Annotated in this window: 30 protein-coding genes and 4 pseudogenes; 3 read left to right on the forward strand and 31 right to left on the reverse strand. The window is 37.9% G+C overall.

The genetic code is table 11. The features are described 5' to 3' along the window. Positions 1–18 precede the first annotated feature (18 nt). A pseudogene (locus A3835_08205) lies at positions 19–2605 on the reverse strand (cytochrome C). A 13-nt stretch (positions 2606–2618) separates the two neighbouring features. After that, complete coding sequence (locus A3835_08210; protein ID ORI06344.1) at positions 2619–3437, reverse strand: ATP-dependent protease; 819 nt, start codon at positions 3435–3437, stop codon at positions 2619–2621. Positions 3438–3860: 423 nt separating this feature from the next. On the opposite strand from A3835_08210, the gene A3835_08215 reads away from it, so the two are divergent. Genes A3835_08215 through A3835_08225 form a run of 3 tightly spaced genes read left to right on the forward strand, consistent with a single transcriptional unit; the run spans position 3861 to position 5824 of the window. Then, the gene (locus A3835_08215) at positions 3861–4334 is read left to right on the forward strand and encodes a cyclic pyranopterin monophosphate synthase accessory protein (protein ORI06345.1); all 474 of its coding nucleotides are present in this window, start codon (positions 3861–3863) and stop codon (positions 4332–4334) included. Continuing rightward, positions 4309–4575, forward strand: a complete 267-nt coding sequence (locus A3835_08220) for a hypothetical protein (GenBank protein ORI06346.1) — start codon at positions 4309–4311, stop codon at positions 4573–4575. The genes A3835_08215 and A3835_08220 overlap by 26 nt, the downstream gene beginning before the upstream one ends. A gap of 10 nt (positions 4576–4585) precedes the next feature. Beyond that, positions 4586–5824 carry a hypothetical protein gene (locus A3835_08225; protein ID ORI06347.1) on the forward strand — a complete coding sequence of 413 codons (1239 nt, stop codon included), beginning with the start codon at positions 4586–4588 and terminating at the stop codon, positions 5822–5824. Positions 5825–5932: 108 nt separating this feature from the next. Here A3835_08225 and A3835_08230 read toward each other — a convergent pair whose 3' ends face one another. The 29 genes and pseudogenes from A3835_08230 to A3835_08370 all read right to left on the reverse strand — a co-directional run bounded on the left by A3835_08230 (position 5933) and on the right by A3835_08370 (position 26743). After that, the gene (locus tag A3835_08230) at positions 5933–6727 is read right to left on the reverse strand and encodes an undecaprenyl-diphosphatase (GenBank protein ID ORI06348.1); all 795 of its coding nucleotides are present in this window, start codon (positions 6725–6727) and stop codon (positions 5933–5935) included. Positions 6728–6785: 58 nt separating this feature from the next. Further along, positions 6786–8695: pseudogene (locus tag A3835_08235) on the reverse strand (transketolase). Positions 8696–8829: 134 nt separating this feature from the next. Continuing rightward, positions 8830–9729: a geranyl transferase gene (locus A3835_08240; GenBank protein ORI06349.1), complete on the reverse strand. Its 900-nt coding sequence runs from the start codon at positions 9727–9729 to the stop codon at positions 8830–8832. Beyond that, positions 9726–10835: a signal protein PDZ gene (locus tag A3835_08245; protein ID ORI06350.1), complete on the reverse strand. Its 1110-nt coding sequence runs from the start codon at positions 10833–10835 to the stop codon at positions 9726–9728. The genes A3835_08240 and A3835_08245 overlap by 4 nt, the downstream gene beginning before the upstream one ends. Next, complete coding sequence (locus A3835_08250; protein ORI06351.1) at positions 10832–11146, reverse strand: hypothetical protein; 315 nt, start codon at positions 11144–11146, stop codon at positions 10832–10834. Before A3835_08250 ends, A3835_08245 begins: the two co-directional genes overlap by 4 nt. 3 nt (positions 11147–11149) lie before the next feature. Continuing rightward, positions 11150–11497 (reverse strand): aspartate 1-decarboxylase, encoded by a 348-nt coding sequence (locus A3835_08255; protein ORI06352.1) that lies wholly within the window; start codon positions 11495–11497, stop codon positions 11150–11152. Positions 11498–11499: 2 nt separating this feature from the next. Then, a pseudogene (locus A3835_08260) lies at positions 11500–12782 on the reverse strand (UDP-N-acetylmuramoyl-L-alanyl-D-glutamate--2,6-diaminopimelate ligase). After that, positions 12760–13314: a histidine kinase gene (locus A3835_08265; protein ID ORI06353.1), complete on the reverse strand. Its 555-nt coding sequence runs from the start codon at positions 13312–13314 to the stop codon at positions 12760–12762. Before A3835_08265 ends, A3835_08260 begins: the two are co-directional and overlap by 23 nt. Continuing rightward, positions 13301–13576, reverse strand: a complete 276-nt coding sequence (locus A3835_08270; protein ORI06354.1) for a hypothetical protein — start codon at positions 13574–13576, stop codon at positions 13301–13303. The genes A3835_08265 and A3835_08270 overlap by 14 nt, the downstream gene beginning before the upstream one ends. Before the next feature lie 207 nt (positions 13577–13783). After that, positions 13784–14701 (reverse strand): ABC transporter substrate-binding protein, encoded by a 918-nt coding sequence (locus A3835_08275; protein ID ORI06355.1) that lies wholly within the window; start codon positions 14699–14701, stop codon positions 13784–13786. A 76-nt stretch (positions 14702–14777) separates the two neighbouring features. Further along, positions 14778–15470, reverse strand: a complete 693-nt coding sequence (locus A3835_08280) for an ABC transporter ATP-binding protein (protein ORI06356.1) — start codon at positions 15468–15470, stop codon at positions 14778–14780. Beyond that, positions 15467–16216: an ABC transporter permease gene (locus A3835_08285; protein ORI06357.1), complete on the reverse strand. Its 750-nt coding sequence runs from the start codon at positions 16214–16216 to the stop codon at positions 15467–15469. Before A3835_08285 ends, A3835_08280 begins: the two co-directional genes overlap by 4 nt. After that, positions 16213–16821 carry a hypothetical protein gene (locus A3835_08290; protein ID ORI06358.1) on the reverse strand — a complete coding sequence of 203 codons (609 nt, stop codon included), beginning with the start codon at positions 16819–16821 and terminating at the stop codon, positions 16213–16215. Before A3835_08290 ends, A3835_08285 begins: the two co-directional genes overlap by 4 nt. A gap of 123 nt (positions 16822–16944) precedes the next feature. Further along, a complete protein-coding gene (locus A3835_08295) occupies positions 16945–17946 on the reverse strand; it encodes a hypothetical protein (GenBank protein ID ORI06359.1) in 1002 nt (333 codons plus the stop codon). Between the two features lie 275 nt (positions 17947–18221). Further along, the gene (locus A3835_08300) at positions 18222–18578 is read right to left on the reverse strand and encodes a 50S ribosomal protein L17 (protein ID ORI06360.1); all 357 of its coding nucleotides are present in this window, start codon (positions 18576–18578) and stop codon (positions 18222–18224) included. An 11-nt stretch (positions 18579–18589) separates the two neighbouring features. Further along, a pseudogene (locus A3835_08305) lies at positions 18590–19605 on the reverse strand (DNA-directed RNA polymerase subunit alpha). 14 nt (positions 19606–19619) lie between these two features. Continuing rightward, complete coding sequence (locus A3835_08310) at positions 19620–20246, reverse strand: 30S ribosomal protein S4 (GenBank protein ID ORI06361.1); 627 nt, start codon at positions 20244–20246, stop codon at positions 19620–19622. A gap of 25 nt (positions 20247–20271) precedes the next feature. After that, complete coding sequence (locus A3835_08315) at positions 20272–20664, reverse strand: 30S ribosomal protein S11 (GenBank protein ORI06362.1); 393 nt, start codon at positions 20662–20664, stop codon at positions 20272–20274. 22 nt (positions 20665–20686) lie between these two features. Next, the gene (locus tag A3835_08320) at positions 20687–21055 is read right to left on the reverse strand and encodes a 30S ribosomal protein S13 (GenBank protein ORI06363.1); all 369 of its coding nucleotides are present in this window, start codon (positions 21053–21055) and stop codon (positions 20687–20689) included. Between the two features lie 306 nt (positions 21056–21361). Further along, a complete protein-coding gene (gene infA / locus A3835_08325; protein ORI06364.1) occupies positions 21362–21580 on the reverse strand; it encodes a translation initiation factor IF-1 in 219 nt (72 codons plus the stop codon). A 34-nt stretch (positions 21581–21614) separates the two neighbouring features. Next, the gene (locus A3835_08330; GenBank protein ID ORI06365.1) at positions 21615–22373 is read right to left on the reverse strand and encodes a type I methionyl aminopeptidase; all 759 of its coding nucleotides are present in this window, start codon (positions 22371–22373) and stop codon (positions 21615–21617) included. A 1-nt stretch (position 22374) separates the two neighbouring features. After that, complete coding sequence (locus A3835_08335; GenBank protein ORI06366.1) at positions 22375–23637, reverse strand: preprotein translocase subunit SecY; 1263 nt, start codon at positions 23635–23637, stop codon at positions 22375–22377. Further along, entirely contained in the window at positions 23637–24038 is a 402-nt protein-coding gene (locus tag A3835_08340; protein ID ORI06367.1) for a 50S ribosomal protein L15, read from the reverse strand. The genes A3835_08335 and A3835_08340 overlap by 1 nt, the downstream gene beginning before the upstream one ends. Before the next feature lie 15 nt (positions 24039–24053). Further along, a complete protein-coding gene (locus A3835_08345; protein ORI06368.1) occupies positions 24054–24497 on the reverse strand; it encodes a 30S ribosomal protein S5 in 444 nt (147 codons plus the stop codon). Positions 24498–24512: 15 nt separating this feature from the next. After that, entirely contained in the window at positions 24513–24869 is a 357-nt protein-coding gene (locus A3835_08350; protein ID ORI06369.1) for a 50S ribosomal protein L18, read from the reverse strand. Positions 24870–24879: 10 nt separating this feature from the next. Next, entirely contained in the window at positions 24880–25416 is a 537-nt protein-coding gene (locus A3835_08355) for a 50S ribosomal protein L6 (GenBank protein ORI06370.1), read from the reverse strand. A gap of 189 nt (positions 25417–25605) precedes the next feature. After that, the gene (locus A3835_08360; GenBank protein ORI06371.1) at positions 25606–26001 is read right to left on the reverse strand and encodes a 30S ribosomal protein S8; all 396 of its coding nucleotides are present in this window, start codon (positions 25999–26001) and stop codon (positions 25606–25608) included. A 9-nt stretch (positions 26002–26010) separates the two neighbouring features. Further along, a complete protein-coding gene (gene rpsN, locus A3835_08365; GenBank protein ID ORI06372.1) occupies positions 26011–26196 on the reverse strand; it encodes a 30S ribosomal protein S14 in 186 nt (61 codons plus the stop codon). Position 26197: 1 nt separating this feature from the next. After that, positions 26198–26743: a 50S ribosomal protein L5 gene (locus tag A3835_08370; GenBank protein ID ORI06373.1), complete on the reverse strand. Its 546-nt coding sequence runs from the start codon at positions 26741–26743 to the stop codon at positions 26198–26200. Positions 26744–26745 lie beyond the last annotated feature (2 nt).

Below are 26745 nucleotides of genomic sequence, written 5' to 3' on the forward strand. Positions count from 1 at the left end.
GAAATCGCCCCTTAAAAACTACATGCCTGCGTTTTCATCTATCCATTTTAGATATTCGATGATATTTTTGATCTCTTCATCATTCATGTGCTGATTTGGCATTCTAAGATTGAAGTAATCAATCATTGATTTAATGTAGTCGTCATTATAAAATTTAGCAGGATCTTTGATAAATTCTGCCACCCATTTTTCGCCATTTTCATGTCTTAGCAAGACGCCTGTTAGGTCTGGACCTGAGCTTACTTGACCGATAACGTGGCAACCATTGCATCCGCCTTTTAGATAAGCCTCTTCACCTTTTGCAGCAGCTGGGTTCATCGGAGTTGCGATCTCTTTAGCTAGGTTATTTTTAGCTCTTAAGCCAACGTCAGCTGTTTTAACCATGTATTGCCATACTTGGTACTCCCAAAGGATAGCGCCGTTTACGTCGCCTTTTTTATAAGCTTCGTCAGCTTTAGCTTTTACCTCTTTGATGTGGCCGTATTGATCAAGTGCGTCATCAACTAAAGCTTTTACTTTTGGATATTTCTCATAATGTTTCTCTTTTAGGTACTTAACAACCTCTTGGATAACATCGTCAGTTGCCTTATTAGTTGCGATTACTTTGTCGTATTCAGCTTTTAAAGCTTCTGGGCTTAGAGTTTTTAGCTTGTTATTTTTAGCAGATTCATATTTTTTATTTGGATCTTTAACAAGTAAATAACCCATCATCTCTAGGTGAAGTGCTGAACAAAACTCGGTGCAGTAGTATGGGAAGACGCCTTCCATATCAGCTACAAAATTTACTGAAGCAGTTTTGCCAGGCTCTAGTGAAGCGTGAATGTTGTAAAGGTCTATACCAAATCCATGAGTCTCATCTTGAGCGCGTTCTAGGTTTGTTAGGTGAATTGTTACATTATCACCTTTATTTACTTCGATGTGCTCTGGGTTAATGTGGCTTCTGATCATTGTCGCATAGACAGTTACATTTTTGCCATTTCTTTCAACTCTTTCTTGACCAGCTAGAGTTGCATATGGCTAGCCTCGCCTGTTCTTGAGTTTGTACCCATGTTGTAAGTAAGCGCTGGAGCTAGTTTACTAGCAGCTATTGAAACAACATCGTGTGGCTCACCAAGTGGTATTGGCATATCATAGATTAGATCCATTTTTGCACCAGTGATATCTATTAGCTGGTGATTTTGTGGATGAAGTGGGCCAACTGGGCTAAAGCGATCGATTGAAAGTTTATCAAGAGCGATTGCATATTTGCCAACTGGTTTTGCTGATTTGCCTTCCATTGTATCAAGGTGGCCGATATTGTAGTGAACATTTATCTTATCAAGCACTTTTAAATTTTTATAGTCCCATTTTACGATTTGACTATCAACGTAAAGTGAAGTATAAAGTACGCCATCTTGTGAGTCAAATGATGTATGCAGTGGTCCAAGACCAAGTTCGACTTGTCCGTGCATTGACTTTTCTCTATCTAATATAGGAATTCCGTATGGGTCAGTGCCAGCATACTCTTTTTTATCAATTAGCTCTTTGATCTTTCTAAAGTCATAAACTGATGCGTGAGTATCAAGCTTACCGCCAATAATGATGTATCTACCATCTGGCTTACGTCACAACCATGTGGGCTCTTTGACTCTGGGATCAAAAATAGCGCACCTGCTTTTACAGCAGCGTCTATTGTAACTACCTTGTGTCCATTTATAACTTTGTAGTTTTTCTTGTCTTGAACAAGTTTTTCTAAAATTTTCCAGTTATAAACGTGTAAGAAGTCAGTGTCATTTCTACTTGCACCTGCTTCAAATGGAGGGAGACCTTTTTCGATACCGCCAGTATACATCTCAGTATTTATTGAGTTTGTAAAGCCCCAGCCGTAGCTCTCGCCCTTACCAGCATCGCTTAGATCTTGCCAGTATGGTGGAAGCTCAAGAGAGAATGACTCTTTCTCATCGATCTTACCTTTTGGATAGTCAAATTTCCAAAATGTTACAGCACCTCTATAAACTGCTTCATAGTCATCTATTGAGTGGTAGTTGTTATCAAGTGGAGCTGCATATTGGCTAGCTTCGATAACATACTCGCTATTTGGGGTGATGAAGCTACCGCCGTGCTCACTCTTCATGATAGGGTTTACAACGATTTGAGTTGTCTCAAAGTCATGCAAATTTATAACTGCGATTCTTGGGTTAGCTTTATCGTTGATAAATAGATAATCACCAACATACTCACCATTTTTCTCACTGAAATTTGGGTGGTGTGTATCGCCCCATGTTATCTCTTTGCCCCTGATGTTGCCTTGTTTCAAAACAGCTTTTGACTCATTGTCATAGCCATATCCTTGCCAAGGCTCTGGCGTGAAAACGCCGATGTATTTATAAATTCTCATCGACGGAACGCCATAAACTAGCACTTGACCGCTTTGCCCGCCAGATGAAAAGACGATGAAATCATCTTTTTTACCGCTAGGCTGATAAGTTTTAGCAGCTGCAAGGACATCTTTTTCGCTTAGCCCACGCTCTTTCATGACTTTTTCAAGGTCACTACTAGCAGCACAAGCAGTAGTTAAAGATAGCCCAAGCAACGCAGCACTTGCGACACAAAATAACTTTTGCATTTACTCTCCTTTTTTAAAATGAATTTATCTCTAAACTCTTTATCTCATTGTATAAATTTACGCCATTTAAGACGCCTTTATCTATAAAAATTCTTTTTATCTCATTATTAAAAAGAGCCTTTTGTCCTTTTAGTTTAAGATCTTTGTCAAATTTATAGACTACTCCATCCCCATCACCTATAAAAATTTCATCCTCCATACACGCAAGAGCTGAAATTTTAGATTTTAAAACTTGCTTTTTAATTCCACTTTTAAAATCTAAAATTTCTCCATCTCTAAAGCCAAGCAAAATATCATTCCCTTTAAATTTACAGGCACTAAGTGGAGCAAAGCCAACACGCTTTTTCTCTTTTAAATTAAGCTCTTTATCAAGCAAAAATGCTTTGCCATTAAAGCTTGTAAAAAATAGCTCGTCATCAATTGGCAAAAGGCTTGAAATTTTATAAACATCTTTATAATTTTTAGTTAAAAGTTTATTTAGATTTTTATCAAAAACGCCTATGCTGACTTCATTTGCCATATCGCAAGCTACGTAAATTTTATTTTTAATTGCCGTAATTTGCGAAATTTTACAGCCGACATTTGGCATGGCAAATAAAAAATTTCTCTCATTTGCCACCTCGATAATCTCATTATTTAAATTTGCGATATAAAAGGATTCTCCATCATTTCCGCACTCTTGATTTTTATAAATCGTATCTTTTAGATCCAAATTTTTAATCTGCCCATCTTTTATAAAAACGATGCTTTGGTTGCTTTCATTAATAAAGCAGCCTAATTGCTGGGCAAAAGCTGTTATCAAAAATAAACTTATACAAAGCAGAAATCTCATAATCCAAGGCACTTTCATCATAAATTTATTAAGCAAAAAAAACTATACATACTTAACTCTTAAAAGTAAATTAGCGATTAATTTATTTTTTTAAGCTTTTAAAGAAAAATATCAATAAATTTTTTTAAATTTTATTATTTACATTATATAAACATTATGATTTAATCAATACTAATATAGTTTTAATAAAATTTATTATCTATAAAACTCTTCATTTTAGGTATTTTATGCATTAAAAATTAAATTATAAATAATTTATTAAAAAAATTATTTAAATTAGATAATTATATTAAGTAATGAGAATTTTTCTCAGCATTTAAGTAAAAAGCTAAATTTTATGTGTTTGATATATTTTTAGCTTAAAGCCATTGGTAATTTAAATTTGTTTAAATAGGCTATAATCCGCCAAAAAAAGGAGAGATAATGCTAACGCATTTAGATGAGAAAGATCGTCCAAAAATGGTCGATGTGAGCCCAAAAGATCCTACAAAAAGAGTAGCAACTGCTAGCGGGATCATCAAGATGAGCAAAGAGGCTTTTAGAGCGATAAAAGAAAATACTGGCAAAAAAGGCCCGGTCATCCAAACAGCTGTCGTTGCTGCGATAATGGGTGCAAAAAAGACAAGTGAGTTAATCCCGATGTGCCATCCACTAGCTATTTTAGGCGTGGATTGTGATATCGAAGAGCTATCTGAAATTTGTGCTTTTAAGCTTTATGTGAGTGTAAAAATAGAGGGCAAAACAGGCGTTGAGATGGAGGCATTAACTGGCGTAAGCGTGGGACTTTTGACCATTTATGATATGGTAAAAGCTATAGATAAAAGCATGGAAATAAGTAATATCGTATTAGAGAGTAAAACAGGAGGAAAAAGTGGCGAGTATATGCGATCTAAATAACAAAAAAGCAAAAATTGATTACCCAACGCATTGGGAATACAAAATAATATTTGACGCAGATGTCAATGTAGAAGAAAAGGTAAAAGAGATAGTAAAAGATAGAGAATTTAAGCTAGTTTTTTCAAAATTTAGCAAAGATAAAAAGTACGCTAGCTATGACTTAGCCGTACTTGTTTTAAGCGAAGAAGAGAGGCTAGAGATATTTTCAGCACTAAAACACGAAGCAAAATACGTTTTATAAGGTAAAAGATATGAACAATTTAGAACAAAATTTACATGATTATAAAAATAGTGATGGCTTATTAATAAGCATAAAAGCTCTTTGCAATAACTTCTTTCAAGATGCTGCGAACAAAGATATAAATGCTTTGCCAGAAATTTTAAAGGCTAAAATGAACGAGCTTTATGACAAAATGAACAAAGAAGATCTCATAAATGCAAAAAATCTAAAAAGTGCCATGGAGGGAATAAATCAGGCCATTGTCGGTGCTGAGGAAAAGGCACTTTACGAGCTACTTGATAAAAAAGATGAGCTAAATCGTGCAATAGAAGCAAAACGTGAAGAGATAAAAAATAGGCTCAAAATTTCATTTGAAGCAGCTGAAGAAGTCGTAAAAGATAGAAATTTTAGTGAAAAAGAGGAAATTTTAGAGCTTTTAAATAATGCGATCATTAGAGAAACAAGGCTTCTTGGTATCTTAAAAGAGAGCGCTCAAATCGCATTTTTAACAACTCTTGAAGGAGCAAAAGATGTCGAGGAAACAGCTGGTGCGATAGCTAAAAATATGACTTATGTTGCGATAATTGGAGGAGAGTTTAGCAAAGAGCGGATACTTGAAATTTCAAAAAACATTATCATAGCAGCAGCAAATTTGGCAGACGAGGGTCATATCTTTGCAAAAGAGTTGATAAGTGGAGCGATAAGTGGTACAAGAGATGGCATTTTAAGAGCCATAGAAAAGCTCAAAGACGAGGCGAGATTTGCTCCAGATGAGCTTAGGCTAAACTCACAACTACTAAATTTAAAAAATATTGATGAAGAATTTATAGCCTTGCTTAGAGAACTTGAAAAGGAATTTGAAAGTGTAGCAAGAAATGAGATCGAAAATGTGATAAATAGCGAGCTAGATACAAACCTAGCTAAATTTAAACGCATTAGCGATCAAGCAAGAGAGCAGATTATTTCAAGGATAGAAGAGTTAAAGTCAAACGGCATGGTAAAGCTTATGAGTGAGGCAAATAATAAATTTGAAGCCTTAAAGCAAGAGCTAAATGACAAGAGTAAAAAGCTAAAACTAAATTTTGATACAAACGACAAAATTGAAGAGATTAAACAAGAGATCGCTAATCTTGAGAAAAAAGCTAATGAAAAATTTGAAGACATCAAACAAATAGACATCAAATCAGAAGCCAAGAAATTTGGAGATAGGGCTTATCAAGCTGCAAAAGATCTATTAAATGTTATTAAAAAAGATAAAAAAGAGGATTAAATTATCAAGCTTATCTTGAAATTTTTCCTGAAAGATATTCGCACCATATATTCTTGCCAAGTGTGAAAATTTTTCCACACTTGGCTTTTACTTTCTAAAGCCTTAAAATCACAAAAATAGATAAAGTAAAAATACTCCCAAAATCAAGCGGTAGATGACAAAGGGCAACATCCTGATTCTTGAGATGATACCCATAAATAGCTTAACGCAAAGATAAGCGCTAACTGCACTTATAATGACACCAAGGGCAATATCGCTCCAAGGAAGCGCATTTGGGTCTTTTATGAGCTTGATGCTCTCAAGTCCGCCGGCTAGGATGATGACTGGGATCGACATCAAAAATGAGAAATTTGCACTACCCTTATGGCTAAAACCTAAAAATAAGGCTGCTGTCATCGTCACACCTGATCTTGAGACGCCAGGGATGAGCGCCACGGCTTGTGCTAAGCCTATGATAAGAGCAAATTTGATGGTCATTTCATATTCGCTTTTGTTTGATGAGCGAAGATCAGCAAAGTAAAGTGCTATGCCAAAGACGATCGTAGTAATAGCGATCACAACGCCGCTTCTTGCGTATTCTTCGATAATGTTGTTAAATAAAAGCCCAAAGATCCCCACTGGAATGGTAGCAAAGCCCACACACCAAACAAGCAAGCTATCACCTACCATCTTTCGTTGTGCGATCGAGGCAAAAAAGTCACGAAGTAGCTTAAAAATCGTATCTTTAAAATAAAAAAGTATCGCACTTAGCGTACCAACGTGCACTGCCACGTCAAAGGCAAGCCCTTGATCTGGCCAGCCAAGTAGCTTTGGCACCAAGATAAGATGAGCCGAGCTAGATATCGGTAAAAATTCGCTTATACCTTGCACCAAAGCCAAAACGATAACGTGAGAAATTTCCATAAAATGCCTTTTTTGATTTTAGATTGCAGTTGGGGATTTTACTCCCCCAAGATTAAACTTATATAAGTTCGCTAGCAAAATTTGCAAGTTTTTGTGGCGTAAATCCGAAGTGATCAAATAGCTCGTTAGCCTTTCCGCTAGCGCCAAAGCTATTCATGCCATAAACTGCGTCGGCAAATTTATACCACTCATAGCCAGTTGCAGCTTCAACTGCAATGATCGTCGTGTTTTTATCTAAAATTTTAGCCACGTATTCATCTGGCTGCTCGCAAAGTAGGTCAAAACAAGGAGCTGACACGATGTTTGCGCCAATGCCTTGTTGGCTAAGAATTTCAGCTGCTTTTACACAGAGCGAAACCTCGCTGCCGCTTGCTATAAATGTGATTTTTGCATCTTTTGCCGAGCTTAGCAGATATGCGCCGTTGCTAACCTCGCCAAATTCGCCTTTTGCAAGTGGGTCAAGCCCTTGGCGACTAAGCACAAAGGCACTTGGAGCGTTTAAATTTAGCGCCACGTGCCAGCTAGCTGTGTTTTCGTTGCCATCAGCTGGGCGGAAAGTGTAGAAATTTGGCATAGCTCTAAATGTGCTAAGCTGCTCTATAGGCTGGTGCGTCGGACCATCTTCGCCAACGCCTATACTATCGTGCGTGAAGACAAAAAAGTGCTTGATGCCCATTAGCGCTGCTATCCTCGCGCTTGGCTTTAGATAGTCGCTGAAAATGAAAAATGTCGCTGAAAATGGCAAGAAAAGACCGTATCTGGCGATGCCATTGTTGATAGCTGCCATGGCGTGCTCTCTGATGCCGTAGTGGATGTTTTTACCATTTGGGAAGTCGCCCATGCCCTTTAGCTCGGTCTTGTTTGAAGGAGCAAGATCTGCACTACCGCCGATAAAGCCAGGAAGTTTTTTAGCTATCTCATTTAAAATGACGTGGTTTGTATCTCTTGTGGCTAGCTTTTTGTCGCTAAAGTCTGGGAATTCAAGCCTGCTAAAGTCTGGATTAAGAAGGGAATTTAGCAAATTTTTACCCTCAACACTTAATGCCTCAACCTTTTTGTTCCACATAGCCTCTTCAAGATCGCCCTTTTCTACCGCACCTCTAAATCTTAAAAGCACGTCCTCGTCGATAGCAAATTTCTTCTCAGGATCAAAACCAGCTGCAGCCTTTGCCTTTTTGATGATCTCTTCGCCAAGTGGTGCTCCGTGGCTGTGGTGGCTGCCCTCAAGCTCCATTGCGCCGCGTGCTATGTGCGTGTTTGCGATGATGAGATATGGCGACTCTTTCTCGCTAGCTTGCTCAAGCGCAAATTCGATCTGATCGTAGTCGTGTCCATCGATACGCGCGACCTCCCAGCCCTGCGCCTCAAACCTCGCTTTTACATCCTCACTAAATGCGATCGCTGTGTCGCCCTCGATCGTAATGTTGTTTGAGTCGTAGATGAGCACAAGGTTGTCCAGTCTTAAATTTCCAGCTACCGAACATGCCTCGTAGCTTATACCCTCTTCAAGATCGCCATCACCGCAAAGGCAGTAAATTTTATGATCGATTATTTTATTGTCTGGTTCGTTTAGCACGTTTGCGGCGTATTTTTCTGCCATGGCTAGGCCAACTGCGTTTGCTACACCTTGACCAAGCGGGCCAGTAGCAACCTCAACGCCTGGAGTGTGAATTTCTGGGTGTCCTGGTGTGTTTGAGCCAAGTTGGCGAAAATTTTTAAGCTCATCAAGCTTAGATCGTAGCCACTTAGGTGCAAAAAGCTATAAACCAAACTTGAAGCGTGACCACCGCTAAAAACGAGCCTATCTCTGTTTAGCCATTTTGGATTTTTAGGGTTGTGTTTTAAAAAGTTGCTTAAAACCACCATGATATCAGCTAGGCCCATAGGAGCACCTGGGTGTCCGCTGTTAGCATTTTGCACCATGTCAGCGCACAAAAATCTTATAGTATCGGCTTGTTTTTTTAGCATATGATCTCCTTTTATTGCGTCAGATTATACAAAAAAGTGATTAAAACTTGCCTTGCATTTTTGTCCAAAATGTCTAAATAGTGATATAAATTTTTTAAATTTTTAGTAGTAAAAAAGCTAGAAATTTCTAGCTTTTATCTTAGGTGTTTATCTGTAAGCTCCAAGATCATCTTTGCTATGCCAGCATCTATCTGCCTTAGCGCCTCTTCTATCTCGCAAATAAGCTCATCTTTTTTCTTTTTTGCGCCCTCAAGGCCAAGTAAATTTGTAAATGAATTTTTAGCTAGGTCGTTATGCACAGGCTTTCCAGCGGCCGCCTCGTCGCTTGTAAGATCGATGATGTCGTCTTGTATCTGAAAAGCAAGGCCAAGCTTTAGGCCGATATCATAAATCTTCTCACACTCTGTTTCGTCTAAATTTACTATCATAGCGCCCATTTTTAGACTTGCAGCAATGAGCTTTGCGGTTTTGTGGATGTGTAAAAATACTAGCTCATCAAGGTTTAGCATCTTGCCAGAGAGACCAAATTTAGCCTTTGCTCTTTTGATGTCCTCTTTGTTCGTATTTTCAAAAAAACAATCCAGCGCCTGACCCAGCACCATGCCACTAACGCCAGCATTCTGGCTTAAAATTTCCACGCATTTTATACGTGTTTCAGCTGGTAAATCGGCATGTGAAATTTCATAAAAAGCATGCGTATTTAGCGCATCCCCTGCAAGTATCGCAGTTGTCTCGTCGTAGGTTACGTGAAGCGTTGGTGTGCCACGTCTTAGACTTGCATTATCCATAGAAGGAAGATCATCATGAATGAGCGAATAAGTGTGCATCATCTCAAGCCCTAAAGCCACTCTCATGGCCTTTTGCGTGAGGCTTTTATCCACGCTCTCCACCACGCCAAGAAGCAATAGTGCCCTAAAGTGCTTGCCTCCAGCCTTTAGCATAACGCCAAGCGCCTCCTCATAATAAGGATGAAAGCTAGGCGCCTTTGGCAAATTTACATTTAGAAATTTTACGAAGTCCTCAAGTAGGCTCATTTTGGCACTCTTGCAAAAAACTGAAAGTCATTTCTACTAAATAAAAGCACGAAATTTTGCAGATCGCTTATCTTTTCTAAAAGCTCCTCACGGTTGCTTACGCTCTCTTTGTTGTAGCCTAAAATTTTATCGCCGATCTTGATGCCAAAGATGTCGGCATTTGACTTTGGCTCGACCTTAGTAACGACTAAATTTTTATCGACCGTGATACCATAATCCACCAAAATTTTATCATCAAGCAAGCTCTCAGGCGACTTTGGCATGACGTTTAAATTTGGCAGATCAAGGCTTGAAGGGGCATCTATATCAAGGCTTTGGTTAAATTTCACATCCCCGCTTACTGGCACTTGAAAGAGCAGCTGCTCTCTATCGCGTTTTACGATGATGTCCAGTTTTGCGCCCTTTGGAGCAAAAAGCACCATCTCATTTAGCTCTCTTAGGCTCTTTGGTTTTATGCCATTTATCGTAATAAGCTCATCATCAACCATCATCATCTTGCCACGACCCAGTGGATCAACAAGCCCTACAAAAAATTTATCCTCTTTTTGCAAGAACTTCACGCCGATATCGCCGTAATAGACGTCATCGTAAGATACAAAGTGCTTTAAATAGCGGTTTGGTATAAATTTATCAGCTCCAACAGCTATGCCTATCATCTTACAACAAGGCGTATTTATCTCGCCAGTCGCGTTATACTCGAAGCTTAGCGTGTCAAAGTCGCCTAAATTTTGCCCTAAAGACTTGATGTGACCCATGACGGTGTTGTTTGCGTCATTTAAGATGCCAACCCAAGTGCTCTTTTTTATGCGCTCTTCATTGGTCTCATCAGCCATCACGACAGGGCTTAGCTCCTTGCTAGAGCGGACCAAAAAGAGCTGCAAATATGGGTCAAATTTGACATATTCACCAAGTGGCGCTCCCTCGCTTTTTGGCACTGCGATCAAATTTTTCGTGATAGCCACGCCAAAGTGTTTATTTACCGAGACGATTGAGTTTTTGTTCTTTTCAAAGCAGGCGTTAAAGTCCTCTTGCGTAGGCCTAGGATCGGCGTTTAGGCAAAGCGCCGATAGCAAAAAAGCAAGGGCAAATTTATAATTTAGTCTCATTTTATCCCCATCGAAGCAAGGCCGCCAAGCATCCTTGAAGCGGTGTTTTTCTTATCAGCTTCAACTGATTTTAACACGTCATTTACGGCACTTATTAGTAAAATTTGCATGCTCTCTTTGTCTTCAAGCAAGCTATCATCTATGCTGATATCAAGTATCTCGCCGCTGCCGTTAGCTCTCACGCTCACCAGTCCGCCGCCGCTTTTTGCTCCAAATTCTTTATTTTTGCTCTCTTCTTCCATCTGCTTGGCTTGCTTTTGCACGTCCTCAAGCATCTGCCCCATCTTTGAAAAGTCAAATCCCTCAAACATCGCCTACTCCTTTATGATCTCGTTTTTGTTATTTACATGCACGATGGTTGGCTTAAATTTCTTAGCTTTTTTAAATTTCATGCTAGCGTAAGCCACGATAATGACCACGTCTCCTACGCAGACTTTTCTAGCAGCTGCGCCGTTTAGGCAAATTTCGCCTTTTTTGCCCTTTATCACGTAGGTAGCGAATCTCTCGCCATTATTTACGTCTAAAATTTCAACCTTTTGATTTTCTATCAAATTTGCAGCCTTTATAAGCTCCTCGCCGATGCTGATCGAGCCAACATAGTTTAAATTTGCGTCTGTTACGACGGCTCTGTGGATCTTACTAGCTAAAATTTCTATATTCATTTTTACCTCTTTAAAAGCTCTTTTACTACTTCTTTGTCGCTAAATGGGTGCTTGACGCCCTTTATCTCTTGATATGGCTCGTCGCCTTTGCCAAGTATGACAAGCGCCCAGCCGGGTTCTAGCTTGCTAATGGCTAGTGCGATCGCCTCTTTGCGGTTGACGTTTCGTATCAAATTTTCATTTTTGCTCATACCGGCGCAAATTTCATCGATTATGCTCTCTGGCTCTTCGCTTCTTGGATTGTCACTTGTGACGATACAAATTCTTGCATATTTTTGGGCTATCGCTCCCATTTTTGGGCGCTTTGTCCTATCTCTATCGCCACCTGCGCCAAAGACCGCGATCAAATTTAGATGTCTAAGCGAGTTTAGCACCTTTTCGATACCATCTGGCGTATGAGCAAAGTCCACGATGACTAACGGATCGGTGCTAACCACTTCCATTCTGCCACTAACCCCTTTAAATTTACTTATCGCCTTTGAAAGTGTGGCTGTATCTGGGCGCTCTAGCAAGCAAACAGCGCCAAGTGCGGCGATTAGGTTATAAAGATTAAACTCACCTTGAAGCTTGAGTCTATCTCCACATCGCCATTTGGTGTCTTGATAACGGCGTCTATGCCGTCCTTTAACCCATAAACCACCGGCGCAAAGCTAGCTGGCTTTTTGAGCGAATATGTATAGGCATTTTTTGGGTTAAATTTAACTCCGCCATCATCAGCATTTATAAGCTTCATGCAATCATCATCAAAAAAGCTCGACTTTACCCTAGCGTACTCCTCCATGCTCTTGTGGTAGTCGAGGTGGTCTTGAGTCAAATTTGTAAAAATTTTTAGAGCAAATTTCAAGCTCTCTATGCGTTTTTGAGCTATCGCGTGTGAGCTAACCTCCATCACGAAGTACTCGCAGCCTTGCTCGCTGGCTGCTTTGAGGTATGAAAGAGTCCTTAAAATAGCACTTGTCGTAAGCGCCTTGTCATCTATCTGCTTGCCCTCTATAAATGCCCCTCTTGTGCCACTTAGCCCGCATTTTTTACCTAAATTTCGCAGGGTCTCGTAGATAGCCGCAGCCGTCGTGGTCTTGCCATTTGTCCCTGTGATGCCAACTATCTTTAAGCTTTCGTCTATTTTTAAAAGCTTTTTGCACTCCTCAAGGGTGATTATCTTAGCGCCATTTTTTACTGCGTCCTCTACAAATTTCGCATTTGCAGTGGTTTGCACAAAGTATGCACCCTGTTCGCACTCGTTTGAGTCATCTGTTATGAAGCTATTTTCTACTGATATTTTCATCGTTTTGTCTTTTTTGTATCTCTTTAAAAAGCTGATCTATACGCTCGTCGCCGCCAAACATCACCGCCGCACTCTCAAGGTAGTTCATGCTCATTTCGATAAAGTCATTTTTTATCAAATTTTCCAAAAATTCTAAAAAATCATCTTTGTTTGAGATCATTACCTTGGTTGAGAACATGATATTTTCAAAGACTTTTTTGAAGCTCCCGTCCTTATAAACAGCCTTTTTAAAGTCCTCGTAGCTGATCGCGTCTTGCTCTTCAAAATACTCATCGCTAGCCAATCTTGATTCTAAAATTTTTAAAATTTCATCCATTCCTTCATCATCTTCGCCAGCTCTTAGTTTATCCATAAAATAGTCAAATAAAAGTTTTGCTTCCTCTGCATTTTTCTCGCCAAGGGAGCAAATTTGTATCAAAAATAGTAAATTTTTATCCTGTGTCTTTTCGTAAGCTAGAGAGAAGTAAAAGATCGCTTCTTTAAATTTTGAGCGTTTAAAGTGTTTAATGCCTATTTTTTTATAATCTATCAATGTCAAATTCCTCGCCAATCGGGATATTTACGACCTCAAGCTCTGGGTGAATATCCATACGAAGTTGTCTTTCGAGTCCATATTTTAGTGTAGTTGTGCTAGCTGCACATCCATGACAATGCCCTGTTAGTCTTACATAAATTTTGCCGTTTTTTATGCCAAGTAGCTCCATGCCACCGCCATCATTTTCAAGCATCGGTAATACCTTTTGCAAACTCGCACTGACTGGTTTTAAAAGCTCTTCATCAGTAAATGGGATCATATTTTTTCCTATTAAATTTTTGGGCTATTATAGCAAAATAAAAATGCAAAAATAATGGCTATATTTTTGCTTAGCGCTAATTTTGCTTTATAATTTAAACCTTTTTGATACGCCTAGTCAGCTTTAGTTTTTAAATATTTGAGCTAAAATTTAGTAAATTTTTGATTATTAGTTTTAGGATAAAAGGGCAAATTTTGCCCTTTTTGTTTAATCTATTAGAAGCGATTTTATATCTACTTTTTGTTCAATCATCTTACTCTCGAGCATAAATTCTTGCGTAGCCTCAAGTGCTTTTATATCTTCAGGCGTGATCTTTGGACTAAAGTCATACTGCGGATACATCCTCTTTACCGCCTCTATGCTAAGCCCAGTCTCTTCAGCTGTAAATTTTAATGCCTCTTCCTCATTTGCTTTCATAAAAGCCAAAATTTCATCTTGAGCCTTTTTAAATTTTTCAACTATATCTTTATGCTTTTTGTAAAATTCTCCACTTGTGGCAGTAACGATGACTGGAGTGATGACGCCCTTGCCTGTTGTTACGACACTAAGTCCTGATTTTTTAGCATTATAAGCAGCTGGTCCAGCAAGAAGTGCTGCATCGACACTGCCATTTTCAAGTGCAGCTTGTGCAGCTGGAATGCTCATAGAAACGAACTCTACGTCATTTATGCTTAGACCGCCAAGAGCAAGATACCTAACCAAAAGCTCATTTAATATCGTACCTTTTGGCCCTGCTATTTTTTTACCTTTTAAGTCTTTGGCGGTTTTTATGCCTTTATCTTTAGCAAATATCGCAAAAGCTTCAGGTGCTCTTGAATAGGCACTTATAATCTTTATGTCAGCTTTATTTGCCGCGGCAAGTATGACTGAAGTTCCGCCCACGCAGTTTAGAAACTGGAGCGAATTTGAAGCTAGAGCTTGAGTCTGCTTTGCACCTGATGTTATCTCAGAGTACTCAACTGGTATGCCAAAAGATTTAGCATAAAAGCCTTTAAATTTATCGACGATTGAGGGGACGTTTAGTGGCGATTTGACATAGGTCATACCGATCTTATCTAGCTCACTTGCGTTTGCGACTAGACAAAGCAAAGAGGCCGCACACAAAATCTTAAAAAACTTTCTCATATTTGCTCCTTTAAAAATTTTCCAAATTATATAACTTTTTGCTTCGTTTTGGTTTTAATTATCATTTTATAAAATGCTAAATTTCACTCAAAATTTTACGCTTTAAGTTTATTAGCTCATCGCAAAGCAAATCTCTTGGCTTAGCTAGATTTGACAGGTCATAGCTTGATTTCATCCCACCTTTTTCAAGCAAAATTATCTCGTCTGCTAAATATAGAGCTTCATCGACATTATGAGTGACAAAAATGATGGTTTTACCAGCTTGAAGCTTTAAAATTTCAGCCTGCATGCTGGCTCTCGTAAAAGCATCAAGTGCTGCAAATGGCTCATCCATAAGGATCAAATTTGCTTCGTATGCAAGCACTCTAGCAAGAGAAACGCGCGAGCTCATGCCGCCAGATAGCTGCGAAACAGCGGCAAATTTAAAGTCGCTAAGCCCTATCATTGATATGAGCCTATCTATTTTTGCCTCGTCTATCTCATGCTTTTTAAGCGCAAATACGATATTTTCATAGACATTTAAAAAAGGCATTAGTCTAGGCTCTTGAAAGACGAAGCCAATCTTTGCTTGCTCTTTAAATTTTATCTCGCCAAGGCTTACACCCTCAAGTCCAGCAATAAGCCTTAAAAGAGTCGTTTTACCGCAACCACTTCTGCCAAGTATTACAGTGATCTTATTCTTTTTTATGCTTAAATTTAGCTCTTTTAGAACGTCGATACGCTTGTCATTAATAAAAAAATGCTTGGATAAATTTAAAATTTCTATCATTTTTCACTTCGCAAAAGGCTAAATTTAGATATCAAAAATAAAAATATCCTATCTATGAGTACGCCGCAAATTCCTATCGTAAAAATGCCAACAAATATCCTATCTGCACGCGAAAGCTCCTCAGCATCAAGTATGAGATAGCCTAGTCCGCTAGAAGCTGCGATCATCTCCGCTCCCACAATCGCTCGCATCGCGTAGCCAAAACCTATGCGCATACCGACAAAAATATCTTTTATGGCATTTTTTAGGATGATTTTGTAAAAAATTTCAAATTTACTAAAACAAAAAATTTTACCAACCTCAATAAGCTTCACATCGCAGCTAGTTAGCCCTTTTGAAATGCTTAAAAACATTGGAAAAAACGATGCTAGGATGATAATAATAATTTTTGGTGTTTCGTTTATACCAAACCAAAGTACCAAAATAGCAATAAGGCTAAGCGGCGGAACATTTCTAAAAAACTCTAGTATCCACTCGTAATAAATACTAGCTTTTGGAAATAGCGCCGCCACTCCGCCAAAAGCAAATGCCAAAACAAAAGCCAAAATATAACCAATAAATATACGCTTAAAGCTAATCGCCACATGCGTTATTAGCTCACCACTTAAGCTCATATCAAACATTGTTTTAAGTGTCGTAATAGGACTTGGCAAGATATAAGGTGTGAAAATTTCTAGCTCACAAACGACCTGCCAGAGGGCAAAGATCGCTAGGATCAAAATGCTCTTTTTAAAAATTTCTATCACAGCCCATCTCCATTATGACAGCCATTTTCACAGTATAAAAGCTCGATGATCTGATAGTTTTTAAGCTCGCTAAATTTATATGAAAATGCGTTTTGTATCTTTTCTTTGCTGCATAAGCTTAGTGTTTTTATGCCTAAATTTTCAAAAAATCCAGGAGGAATCGGACTTGATTCTATTTTGTTTATTTGTAAATTTATATCGTTTAACTCTTTAAAATTTTTCCATGTTAAAAATGTAGTTCGCTCTAATTTTAAAGAATTTCCAAGCTCTGCCAAATCCTCACAAGGCGTTGTTATATAAAGCCACTCACCTTCTTTTAGCTTCGAGCTAAGTTCAATGGCGCTTTCAATTAAAATGGGGTTTAAGCTTGAAATATTGTTTGAAAATTCTTTGAAATTTGATCTTATAAAATTTACAGCTCTTGGACAGCGACTGTCTAAAACCATACCTTTAGAGCATAAATTTTTATATGAATTTTTGATATCGCTAACATGATCTTTTTCGCACTCCACTATGTTAAAGCCCTTATTTTGCAAAAGCTCTTTTAGTGCAGAGAAGTCATACATATTTTTTACAACGGGATTTAGCCAAAGTAGCTTTCTCACGAGTTCTCCGTAATTTTAATAATAGAAATCAAGATTCTATCATTTAAAAATTTAAACCAAGTAAAAAGAGCCTCTTATGACTAAAATCATAAAAGATAGGCAGTACAAAAATATAAATTTAGCCTACACTTTTATATCTAATTTCTGTTTTTGCTCCACTTTTTCCATTAGTTTTAGTATATCAACTCCGTTTTTCTCAAGTTGCATTAGCTCCTTAAGATAGGCAAATTTCTCATCTTTGTTGATGTCGTAAGTAGCCAGTTTCTCGCTTCGTCCGATCACTGAAGCATAGACTTTGTTGCCATCAAGTTTGTCCGTATTTTGCACATTATAAAGCGAGAGTACACCCTCTACCACCTCTTTAAAATCCGCCCCACTCTTCATGCCAGCTTTCATGAGCATAAGAAATCTCTGTCTGCTCTCTTCATCAGTGAAATTTATATTTTGTAGCGTCTGGTACTCAATTGGTGGCTTATTAGTGCTTGTTAGCATAGAGATAGCCTTTTTGCCTATCGTAATGCTCTCCACACCGACTCTTTCGCCAAGATACTGCCTAAGTGCATAATCAATCCACTTATCTTTAAACTCATCTATGCTTAGGTCTTTATCAAGTATCTCAAACCCTTCCACGTGGCTCTTGTGACCAAGCCCAAGAAGTGTGTTATCAAGTTTTGATGTATACTCTTTTGCAAAGAGATCGATATCTGTTGGATAATATCCTATGATCTCTTCGTGAGCTCTGCCAAAGCCAAGTGCTTTGGTCTGGTTGATAAAATTTTTGAGATCATTTATCTCATCTTGGCTGACTTGTTTGTCATATCCCATGAGCTTGCCCCAGATGCTTATCTTGCCATTAGCAGCTATGCCTGATAGCGAGAAATTGCTAGCAAATGTTAGATTCTCACTATTTTTTTGAAATTTTGTCGTATTTGTTTCATTTAAATTTATTGGCTCACCTCTAGTATCGGTATGACTTTTTTGCTCATCAACCAAACTACTAGATAAATCATTTAAAGAATTTTTGCCTGTATTTGGTTTAGTATTATTAGTATCAAGCTCTTGCGCTCTACTACTTTGCGAGCCAATATAAAAATTTGTCCCAACTCCATTTACACTACCTATCATCTCAAATCCTTTGAAATTTATTAGATGCCTGAAACAAATATCGTCTTAATAAAATAAAATTTTAGCATAGAGTTCAAAGGTAAAAATTTAAAATATATGATTTTAGATTAAAGGATTTACAACTTTTAACTATAAAATTTATGGTTTTGGTTAATAATTTTGGTAGATAATTAAAGAAATTTATAGCTTTAAAAAACTTTTGGAAAAAGGATTTTATTTTAAAAGTGGGAAATTTTATATAAAAAATAAAAAAGAGAGCCGAAGCTCTCTAATAATTATTCAACTACTAGCTCTATATAAGCCATCTCTGCCGCGTCGCCTCTGCGAACACGAGTCTTGATGATTCTTGTATAGCCACCATTGCGCTCTTTGAATTTTGGAGCTACTTCAGTAACTAATTTATTTGTTGTTTCTTTGTCTTGTAAAGAAGCAAATACTGCTCTATGAGCATTAGAGTCACCTTTTTTAGCTCTTGTGATTAGCTTTTCAACATAGCTTCTAAGCTCTTTTGCTTTTGGTAAAGTCGTCTCTATCTTTTCACTTTTGATGATAGCTATCGCCAAATTTTTAAGCAATGCAGATCTATGAGATGACGTTCTACCAAGTTTGCGATATCCGTGTTTATGTCTCATCTATTGTCCTTTTATTCTTTTACACTCATTTGTGCTTTAAGCTCGGTTATTTTCTTTCTTAGTTGCTCTTTGCCATCTTTTAACACATCGGCACCAACTGGATAGCCTATCTCTTCCATAACCGCTTTAATCTCTTCAAGAGATTTTTTACCTAAATTTTTAAGCTCTTTAAGCTCATTTTCGTCCATTAGCGCAAGCTCGCCAATAAATCTAATATCAGCTTTGTCAAGGCAGTTGAAGCTTCTAGCGCTTAAATTTAGATCTTCTACGCTAGAAAGTAACTTTGAAAACTCACCGCCTGCACTTGAGCTAGTAACTGGAGTACTAACATCAATATCTAAAATTCCTTTAAATACTGACATTTGTTGATACATAGCTTCTAAACAATTTTTAAAAGCCTCTATCGGACTAACTTGACCATCAGTTGTTATAGTAAATACGATCTTTTCATAGTCCGGATCATCCTCAACTAAGACATTTTGTATATCATAAACTGCTTTTTTAACAGGTGTAAAAAAAGCATCAAGTGCGATATAGTCGTCTTCAATCTCTTCTCTGATCTCTTCACTAGGAACATATCCGATACCTTTTTGAATGATAACTGAAAAATTTAACTCAGCATCTTCGTTTATTGTAGCAAGGTATGCGTCTGGGTTAACGATCTCAACTAGATCATTATTTAGATCAGCCCCAGTTATCTCTTTTGGTCCTTTAAAGCTATACTCTATAACTTCGCGCTCACTGGTACTTTTTAATTTAAATCTGATCTTTTTCAAATTTATAATAAAAAAAGCTACGTCTTCTAGCATACCACGCATACTATCAAATTCATGCTAACGCCTTTTATCTTTACACCAATAGGAGCAAAACCTACTGTGCTTGTGTAAAGAAGACGACGCAATGGGTGAGCCAAGGTAACAGCATAACCCGCCTCAAAAGGATATGCTGTAATGTTAGCAACATTTTCACTAACACTTTTAACTTCAATTTCAGTTGGCATATAAGCTGATGTAGTAATCTTTCTCATCTTTATACCCTCTATTATTTTGAATAAAGCTCTACTATAAATCTTTCCTCAACAGGAATGATAACCTCTTCTCTTTCTGGATTTCTAGTGAAAATTCCAAATTTTTTCTCTTTTTCAACATCTACCCAAGCAACAATACCAGTTTGTGCTGTAAGATCTATCGCACGAACAATTTGTGGATTGTTTTTAGATTTTTCAACAATCTCTACTTTTGCACCTGGCTCAACTCTATAAGATGGGATGTCCACTCTCTTGCCATTTACTAAAATATGTCCGTGAGTTACAAGCTGGCGAGCAAAACGACGAGTTGTTGCAAAGCCCATTCTGTAAACAACATTATCTAATCTTTGCTCTAGTAGTTGAACCAAAAGGGCACCAGTATTGCCCTCGCGGCGTGCTGCTTCTTGGAACAATCTTCTAAATTGTTTCTCTGAAACACCGTACATAAATTTAGCTTTTTGTTTCTCACGAAGTTGTAAGCCATATTCGCTTATTTTTGCTCTTCTTTGTCCATGTTGTCCTGGCGCATAAGGTCTTTTTTCAAAAGCACTTTTACCAGCAAGTCTTCTTTCGCCTTTTAACGCAAGAGACACACCAAGACGTCTTTCTAATTTTTCAACAGGTCCTGTATATCTAGCCATAATAATTTCTCCTATTTTTCTCTAATTATACGCGGCGGCGTTTTGGCGGTCTACAACCATTGTGTGGTAAAGGTGTAATGTCTTTAAAGAAAGATACTTTAATTCCTTCAACAGTTCCTACACTTTTAACAGCCGTTTCACGTCCGCTACCTGGACCTTGAACCTTAATACCAACTTCTTTTATACCATGCTCTTTTGCCTTATTTAGAGCATCTTCAACTGCCTGTTGGGCTGCATAAGGAGTTGATTTTTTACTACCTTTAAAGCCTAAGCCACCTGCACTACTCCATGCAATAGCATTTCCCATTTCATCAGTTACAGTTACCATAGTATTGTTAAATGTTGCACTGATATAAACGATACCTTTGGCTATACTTTTTCTAACTACTTTTTTCTTAACAATTTTTCTTTTCGCCATTTATTATCCTTTAACCCTTGCCTTACTTAGTAGCTGCACCGACAGTTTTACGTCTGCCTTTTCTGGTTCTAGCATTAGTTTTAGTCTTTTGACCACGAACAGGAAGACCTTTTCTGTGGCGAAGACCTCTATAACTTCCAAGATCCATAAGAGCTTTGATATCCATAGCAACTTGTTTTCTCAAATCACCCTCAACGATATGATGCTCTTGAATTTCTTTACGAATAGCTGCCGCTTCGTCTTCACTAAGCTCATAGACTCTCTTGTCATAAGAAATTCCAGCTGCGTCAAGAATTTGACGAGATTTATAAAGACCTATACCATAGATATAAGTCAAACCATACTCTATTCTCTTTTTGTTTGGTAAATCTACACCTGCAATACGTGCCATGCCTTATCCTTGTCTTTGTTTATGTTTTGGATTTTCGCAGATAACACGAATTATGCCACTACGTTTGACAATTTTACATTTGTCACACATCTTCTTTACAGAAGGACGAACTTTCATTTTAGTCTCCTAAAAATTTATTCCACTTTTTTAGGGGCTGCATCAGGTCTAAAGAAATAATTTAGACCAACTATTTTCAAAATAAGTGGGGAACTTTGAAAATAATTCTTCATACAGCTTTTCGCAAAGCTTAGATTTTATCCAAAACCAGCTTTAATTTTACTTAGCATATTTACCACAAAGTCAAATTTACTTATATCTATAAGTGATCCTGCCCTTGTCTAGGCTATATGGCGTAAGTTCTACTTTTACTCGGTCGCCAGGCATTATCTTTATATAATGCATTCTCATCTTACCGGCGATATGACATAAAATTATATGTTTGTTGTCAAGCTCAACTTTAAAAGTTGCATTTGGCAGTGCTTCAACAACATTTCCATCAATCTCAATGACATCGTCTTTTGCCACAAACTCTCCTTTCTTTAAATTTTTGCTATAAATTTTATGCTTGGCTTAAAATTTCGGCTTTGCCATTAACTATCGCCATACAATGCTCATAATGGCTGGTTCTTAAACCATCTTTTGAGGTTACTTTCCAGTTATCGCTTCCTAAAACTGGCGTGCCGTCTTTTTGGCAGATCATCGGCTCTATACAAAAAACCATTCCATCTTTTATCTTTGGTCCGGCTTTTGGGTTATGTCCCTCAAGGTAGTTTGGAATTTCTGGCTCTTCGTGTGGCCTTCTACCTATACCGTGACCACAATATCCACGCAAAGGCACATAGCCTCTACCTAGTATAAATTTCTCAAGCTCGTAGCAAATTTCTTTAAAATGCATACCAGCTCTTATGAAATCTATCGCAAAATATAGTGCATCTTTTGAGCAAGCTATCAAGGCTTCATCTTCTTTTGAAATTTTACCAACCCCAAAAGTCCTAGCTGAATCACCAAAATAACCATCTAAATTTGAGCCAATATCAACACTAACGATATCGCCCTCTTTTAGTTTGTATTCATTTGGAATTCCGTGGATCACCACTTCATTGACGCTTATGCAAGCTGCATTTGGGAAGCCATAAAGACCTTTAAAAGCAGGTTTTGCCCCAGCAGCCCTTATCATATCTTCACAAATTTTATCTATCTCAAGAAGGGAAATTCCAGGCTTTATAATCGTAGAAATGTAATCAAGAGTTCGAGCGACGATCTTGTTCGCCGCTCTCATTTTCTCTATCTCAGCTGGTCTTTTTAGCGTGATAGCCATTTTATAGACCTACTGCACTTAGAGTTTGGTATTTATTTGTATAAGACTGAGCTTCTATACGTCTCATAGTATCAAGTGCTACTGAAACAACGATAAGTACTGACGTGCCACCAAAATAAAATGGAACACCCATAGTCTTTACAAGTACCCAAGGTAGTGTTGAAATGATACCCAAGTATAAAGCACCGCCCAAAGTTAGCCTGCCAGCTACTTCATTTAGATAGCTAGCTGTACTCTCGCCTGGCCTAACACCTGGGATAAATCCGCCTTGTTTTTTCAAATTTTCACTTATATCTTTTGTGTTAAACACGATCGATGCATAGAAAAACGCAAAGAAGATGATAAATAAAAATGTTAAAAAGTTAAACATATAGCCATTTGGACTTAAAAAGTCGTTGATAGCTTGGATGATCGGATTTGTACTAGCTTGTAAAATAGTACTAGGAAACATCAAAATCGCACTAGCAAATATCGGTGGGATAACGCCGCTTAAATTTACTTTGATCGGTATATAGTTCATTATACGTTTGTTTTGATTTTCCATTATCACTTTTCTTGAGTAAGAAATAGGAATACGCCTTTCGCCCATCTCGACAAATATAATAGCACCAATAGTAGCTAAGATAATCACCAAAATAGCGATAACTGTTAGGAAATTCATCTCAGAAGTATTTACCAAATTTACAGTTCCACCGATCGCACTAGGTATGCCAGAGACGATACCAGCAAAGATGATAAGACTTATACCGTTGCCTATACCACGCTGTGTTATTTGCTCACCTATCCACATAAGCAGCATAGTTCCAGTTAGCATAGATACAGCAGATATCGCGATAAATAAATTTATATCTATCATGATAGCTTGTTCGCCACCGCGTCCGCTTAAGCTTTGAAGTCCAATAGAAACACCGATTGATTGCACAAGAGTGATGACAATTGTTGCATAGCGTATAATTTGCATATATTTTTGCATACCGTCACGCTCTTTTTTCATCTGACCTAATTTCGGAAATGTTGCTGCTAAAAGCTCCATAATGATCGAAGCTGTAATGTAAGGCATAATACCTAGAGAGATTATACTTAAACGCTCAGCAGCTTTACCGCTAAACATATTAAATAGACCCAAGGCATTGCTATTGTTTGAATTAAAAAATTCTTTAATTACGTCGACATTAACACCAGGAACTGGCACATAAGCCAGTATCCTGTATGCGAACAAAAATGCCAACGTGATTAAAATCTTGTTGGTCAGTGTTTTATCCATTATTTTGTTCCGCTAACGCTAACGTTCTCGTCTTTAATCTTAGAAGCAAGAGCTTTTGCGCTTGCACCAATTAGTTTTATCTTAGTAACGCTCTTTGAAATTTTATGAACGCTAGCTATTGTTGCTATTGAAATTTCAGCAAGCTCTTTTATAGCTGTGATCTTCTCAACATTGATAACATAAGGTTTTTCAAATTTTGATGCAAAGCCTACTTTTGGAAGACGTCTTTGAAGTGGTTGTTGTCCGCCTTCAAAACCTCTTTTTTCATTGTAGCCTTTTCTTGCTCTTTGACCTTTGTTACCTTTGCCAGCAGTTTTACCATTGCCACTGCCTTGACCACGACCTATTCTTTTAGATGCGTGTGTTGAACCTGCTGCAGGTGTTAATTTTTCTAATGCCATCTTAACTCCTTTCTCTTAGCTTTTTAGCAAACTAAGTGCTTTGATAGTAGCACGAACGACGTTTGCTGAGTTGTTTGAGCCAAGTGATTTAGTAAGGATATCCTTAATACCTGCAAGCTCGATAATAGGACGTGCACTACCACCAGCGATAACACCAGTACCCTCGCTAGCTGGGCGAAGTAGCATTCTACTTGCGTTGTATTTTACCTCTACATCGTGAGGGATAGTTGTGCCTTTGATCTTAACATGGATAATATTTTTAAATGCGTCGTCAATTGCTTTTCTCATCGCATCTGGCACCTCTTTAGCTTTGCCATATCCAAAGCCAACTAGGCCATTTCTATTACCAACAACAACTAAAGCTGTAAATCTAAATCTACGACCACCTTTAACAACCTTTGTAACCCGACCGATATCGACGATTACTTCTTCAAATTCTTCTCTATTATATTTTTCCATCGATTTTCCTTTGGGTTATAGCTTGATGCCATTTTCTCTTAAAGCTTCAGCAAATGCTGCGATAACGCCATGATACAAATAACCATTTCTATCAAAAACTGCAACATCTATCTTCTTAGCTTTTAAAGCCTTAGCAAATTCTTTAGCTAAAGTGACCGCACCTTCTTTATTTGCTTTTATGCCTATTTTTCTACCATCTACTGCTGCTAGTGTAGTAGCAGTAACGTCATCAATTGCTTGAACATAAAGAGTTCTGTTTGATTTGAAAATAGAAACTCTTGGGCAAGTTGCAACACCAGAAATTTTACCTCTGATTCTTCTTTTTCTCTTAATTCTAAGAGCGATTTTTCTTTTTAATACTTTTGCTGTCATTTACCGCTCCTTACTTCTTAGATGTCTTGCCCGCTTTGCGGATGATGCGTTCTTCTAGATATTTAACGCCTTTGCCTTTATATGGCTCAGGCGGTCTAAATCCTCTAACTTGAGCAGCCACTTGACCTACTACTTGTTTGTCATCGCCTTTGATAGTAATAACGTTTTTCTCAACACTAGCTTCAACGCCTGCTGGTAGCTCATAGTTGATAAGGTGTGAAAAACCAAGAGAAAGCTCTAAAATTTTACCTTTTGCAGCTGCTTTGTAACCAACGCCGTTGATCTCAAGCTGGCGAGTGAATCCCGCAGTGATACCAGTTACGATGTTGTTAGCAAGTGCTCTATATGTTCCCCAGTAAGCTCTACTTTGGCGATCTTCGCCTTTTGGAGCAAAAACTATATGACCATTTTCTATCTTGACATCAACGTGACCTTTTGTGTCAAGCTCTTTTATATGATTGCCCTTTTTAAATTTTAGGACATTATTTTCAACGCTAACGTCTACACCACTTGGGATAGCGATAGGCTGTTTTCCAATACGTGACATTTTTTTCCTTTACTTGTCTAGGGTGTTCCTACATTTACGAATAAACACCACAATGCCGTAAATTTTATCGTCAAATTTGACGAAACCTTCATTGAATTTCTAAATTTAGCTTTGGCAAAATCTAAAATTCTACCAAGCTAAAAATTTAACCTTACCTTCATAAGGTTAAATAGCGTTTAATGCAGTTTATTACCAAACCGTACAAAGAACTTCGCCGCCAACGCCAGCTTTACTTGCTTCAATACCGCTCATAACGCCTTTGCTTGTGCTAACGATAACTGTTCCGTAACCATTTTTAAAACGCTTAATGTCGTCTTTGCCTTGATAAACACGGCGACCAGGTTTTGAAACCCTTTTAAGCTCGTTTATAACGCTTCTGCCGTACTCATCATACTTTAAAACTACGTTTATAAATTTCTTGTTACCTTCTTCGATAACGTTGTAGCTCTCTACATAGCCTTTTGCTGCAAGGATAGAAAGAGTAGCCTCAACAACCTTAGAATGAAGCAATTTCGCAGTTTCAAGCTTTCTCATACTTGCATTTCTAATGCGTGTTAATCCATCTGATATTAAATCGTTTAACATTTCTCTTCCTTACCAACTTGCTTTTTTAAGACCAGGTATCAGGCCTTCGTTAGCCATTTTTCTTAGGCAAACACGGCAAATTCCAAAATCTTTATAAACAGAGTGCGGACGACCGCAGATTTGGCATCTTGTATAGCCGCGAACCGCAAATTTTGGCTTGCGTGCAGCTTTTGCTATCATTGATTTCTTTGCCATTTTACTTTCCTTTTGCAAACGGCACACCAAATAGCTCTAGCAATTTGAATGCCTCTTTATCATTTTTAGCCGTAGTAGCAATCGTAATATTCATACCATGAGTTCGTAAAATTTTATCATACTCAACCTCTGGAAACATTAGCTGCTCACTAAGACCGAAGTTATAGTTTCCACGTCCATCAAAACCATTTTTTGGAAGACCACGGAAGTCTTTAACTCTTGGGAGAGCAACGCTGATTAGCTTATCTAAGAAAGCATACATTTGCTCTTTTCTCAGAGTTACTTTGATACCAACAGGAAAGCCCTCGCGAACTTTAAAGCCAGCAACTGATTTTTTAGCATCAGTGATAACCGCTTTTTGTCCAGCGATAAGTGAAATGGTATCAGCCATATTTTGAAGCACTTTCTGATCTTTCGCAGAGTCTCCAGCGCCTACACTGATCACGATTTTCTCAAGCGCAGGGATAAGCATTGGATTTTTGATGTCAAATTCTTTTACGAGAGCTGGCTTGATAGTTTCGTTAAATTTATCTTTTAATCTACTCATAT

Source organism: Campylobacter concisus, assembly GCA_002092835.1.
In the GTDB taxonomy this organism is placed as follows: Bacteria; Campylobacterota; Campylobacteria; order Campylobacterales; family Campylobacteraceae; genus Campylobacter_A; species Campylobacter_A concisus_K.

Coding starts and splice junctions, on each gene's coding strand:
- A3835_08315 (ORI06362.1), bottom strand. CDS start 20,664: ATGGCGAAAAGAAAAATTGTTAAGAAAAAAGTAGTTAGAAAAAGTATA.
- A3835_08320 (ORI06363.1), bottom strand. CDS start 21,055: ATGGCACGTATTGCAGGTGTAGATTTACCAAACAAAAAGAGAATAGAG.
- A3835_08240 (ORI06349.1), bottom strand. CDS start 9,729: ATGAGCCTACTTGAGGACTTCGTAAAATTTCTAAATGTAAATTTGCCA.
- A3835_08360 (ORI06371.1), bottom strand. CDS start 26,001: ATGTTAAACGATTTAATATCAGATGGATTAACACGCATTAGAAATGCA.
- A3835_08210 (ORI06344.1), bottom strand. CDS start 3,437: ATGAGATTTCTGCTTTGTATAAGTTTATTTTTGATAACAGCTTTTGCC.
- A3835_08310 (ORI06361.1), bottom strand. CDS start 20,246: ATGGCTAGATATACAGGACCTGTTGAAAAATTAGAAAGACGTCTTGGT.
- A3835_08255 (ORI06352.1), bottom strand. CDS start 11,497: ATGAATATAGAAATTTTAGCTAGTAAGATCCACAGAGCCGTCGTAACA.
- rpsN (ORI06372.1), bottom strand. CDS start 26,196: ATGGCAAAGAAATCAATGATAGCAAAAGCTGCACGCAAGCCAAAATTT.
- A3835_08300 (ORI06360.1), bottom strand. CDS start 18,578: ATGAGACATAAACACGGATATCGCAAACTTGGTAGAACGTCATCTCAT.
- A3835_08215 (ORI06345.1), top strand. CDS start 3,861: ATGCTAACGCATTTAGATGAGAAAGATCGTCCAAAAATGGTCGATGTG.
- A3835_08225 (ORI06347.1), top strand. CDS start 4,586: ATGAACAATTTAGAACAAAATTTACATGATTATAAAAATAGTGATGGC.
- A3835_08370 (ORI06373.1), bottom strand. CDS start 26,743: ATGAGTAGATTAAAAGATAAATTTAACGAAACTATCAAGCCAGCTCTC.
- A3835_08250 (ORI06351.1), bottom strand. CDS start 11,146: ATGTTTGAGGGATTTGACTTTTCAAAGATGGGGCAGATGCTTGAGGAC.
- A3835_08245 (ORI06350.1), bottom strand. CDS start 10,835: ATGAGACTAAATTATAAATTTGCCCTTGCTTTTTTGCTATCGGCGCTT.
- A3835_08345 (ORI06368.1), bottom strand. CDS start 24,497: ATGGAAAAATATAATAGAGAAGAATTTGAAGAAGTAATCGTCGATATC.
- A3835_08340 (ORI06367.1), bottom strand. CDS start 24,038: ATGGCATTAGAAAAATTAACACCTGCAGCAGGTTCAACACACGCATCT.
- A3835_08355 (ORI06370.1), bottom strand. CDS start 25,416: ATGTCACGTATTGGAAAACAGCCTATCGCTATCCCAAGTGGTGTAGAC.
- A3835_08280 (ORI06356.1), bottom strand. CDS start 15,470: ATGATAGAAATTTTAAATTTATCCAAGCATTTTTTTATTAATGACAAG.
- A3835_08230 (ORI06348.1), bottom strand. CDS start 6,727: ATGGAAATTTCTCACGTTATCGTTTTGGCTTTGGTGCAAGGTATAAGC.
- A3835_08270 (ORI06354.1), bottom strand. CDS start 13,576: ATGATCCCATTTACTGATGAAGAGCTTTTAAAACCAGTCAGTGCGAGT.
- A3835_08330 (ORI06365.1), bottom strand. CDS start 22,373: ATGGCTATCACGCTAAAAAGACCAGCTGAGATAGAGAAAATGAGAGCG.
- A3835_08335 (ORI06366.1), bottom strand. CDS start 23,637: ATGGATAAAACACTGACCAACAAGATTTTAATCACGTTGGCATTTTTG.
- A3835_08275 (ORI06355.1), bottom strand. CDS start 14,701: ATGAGAAAGTTTTTTAAGATTTTGTGTGCGGCCTCTTTGCTTTGTCTA.
- A3835_08295 (ORI06359.1), bottom strand. CDS start 17,946: ATGATAGGTAGTGTAAATGGAGTTGGGACAAATTTTTATATTGGCTCG.
- A3835_08350 (ORI06369.1), bottom strand. CDS start 24,869: ATGACAGCAAAAGTATTAAAAAGAAAAATCGCTCTTAGAATTAAGAGA.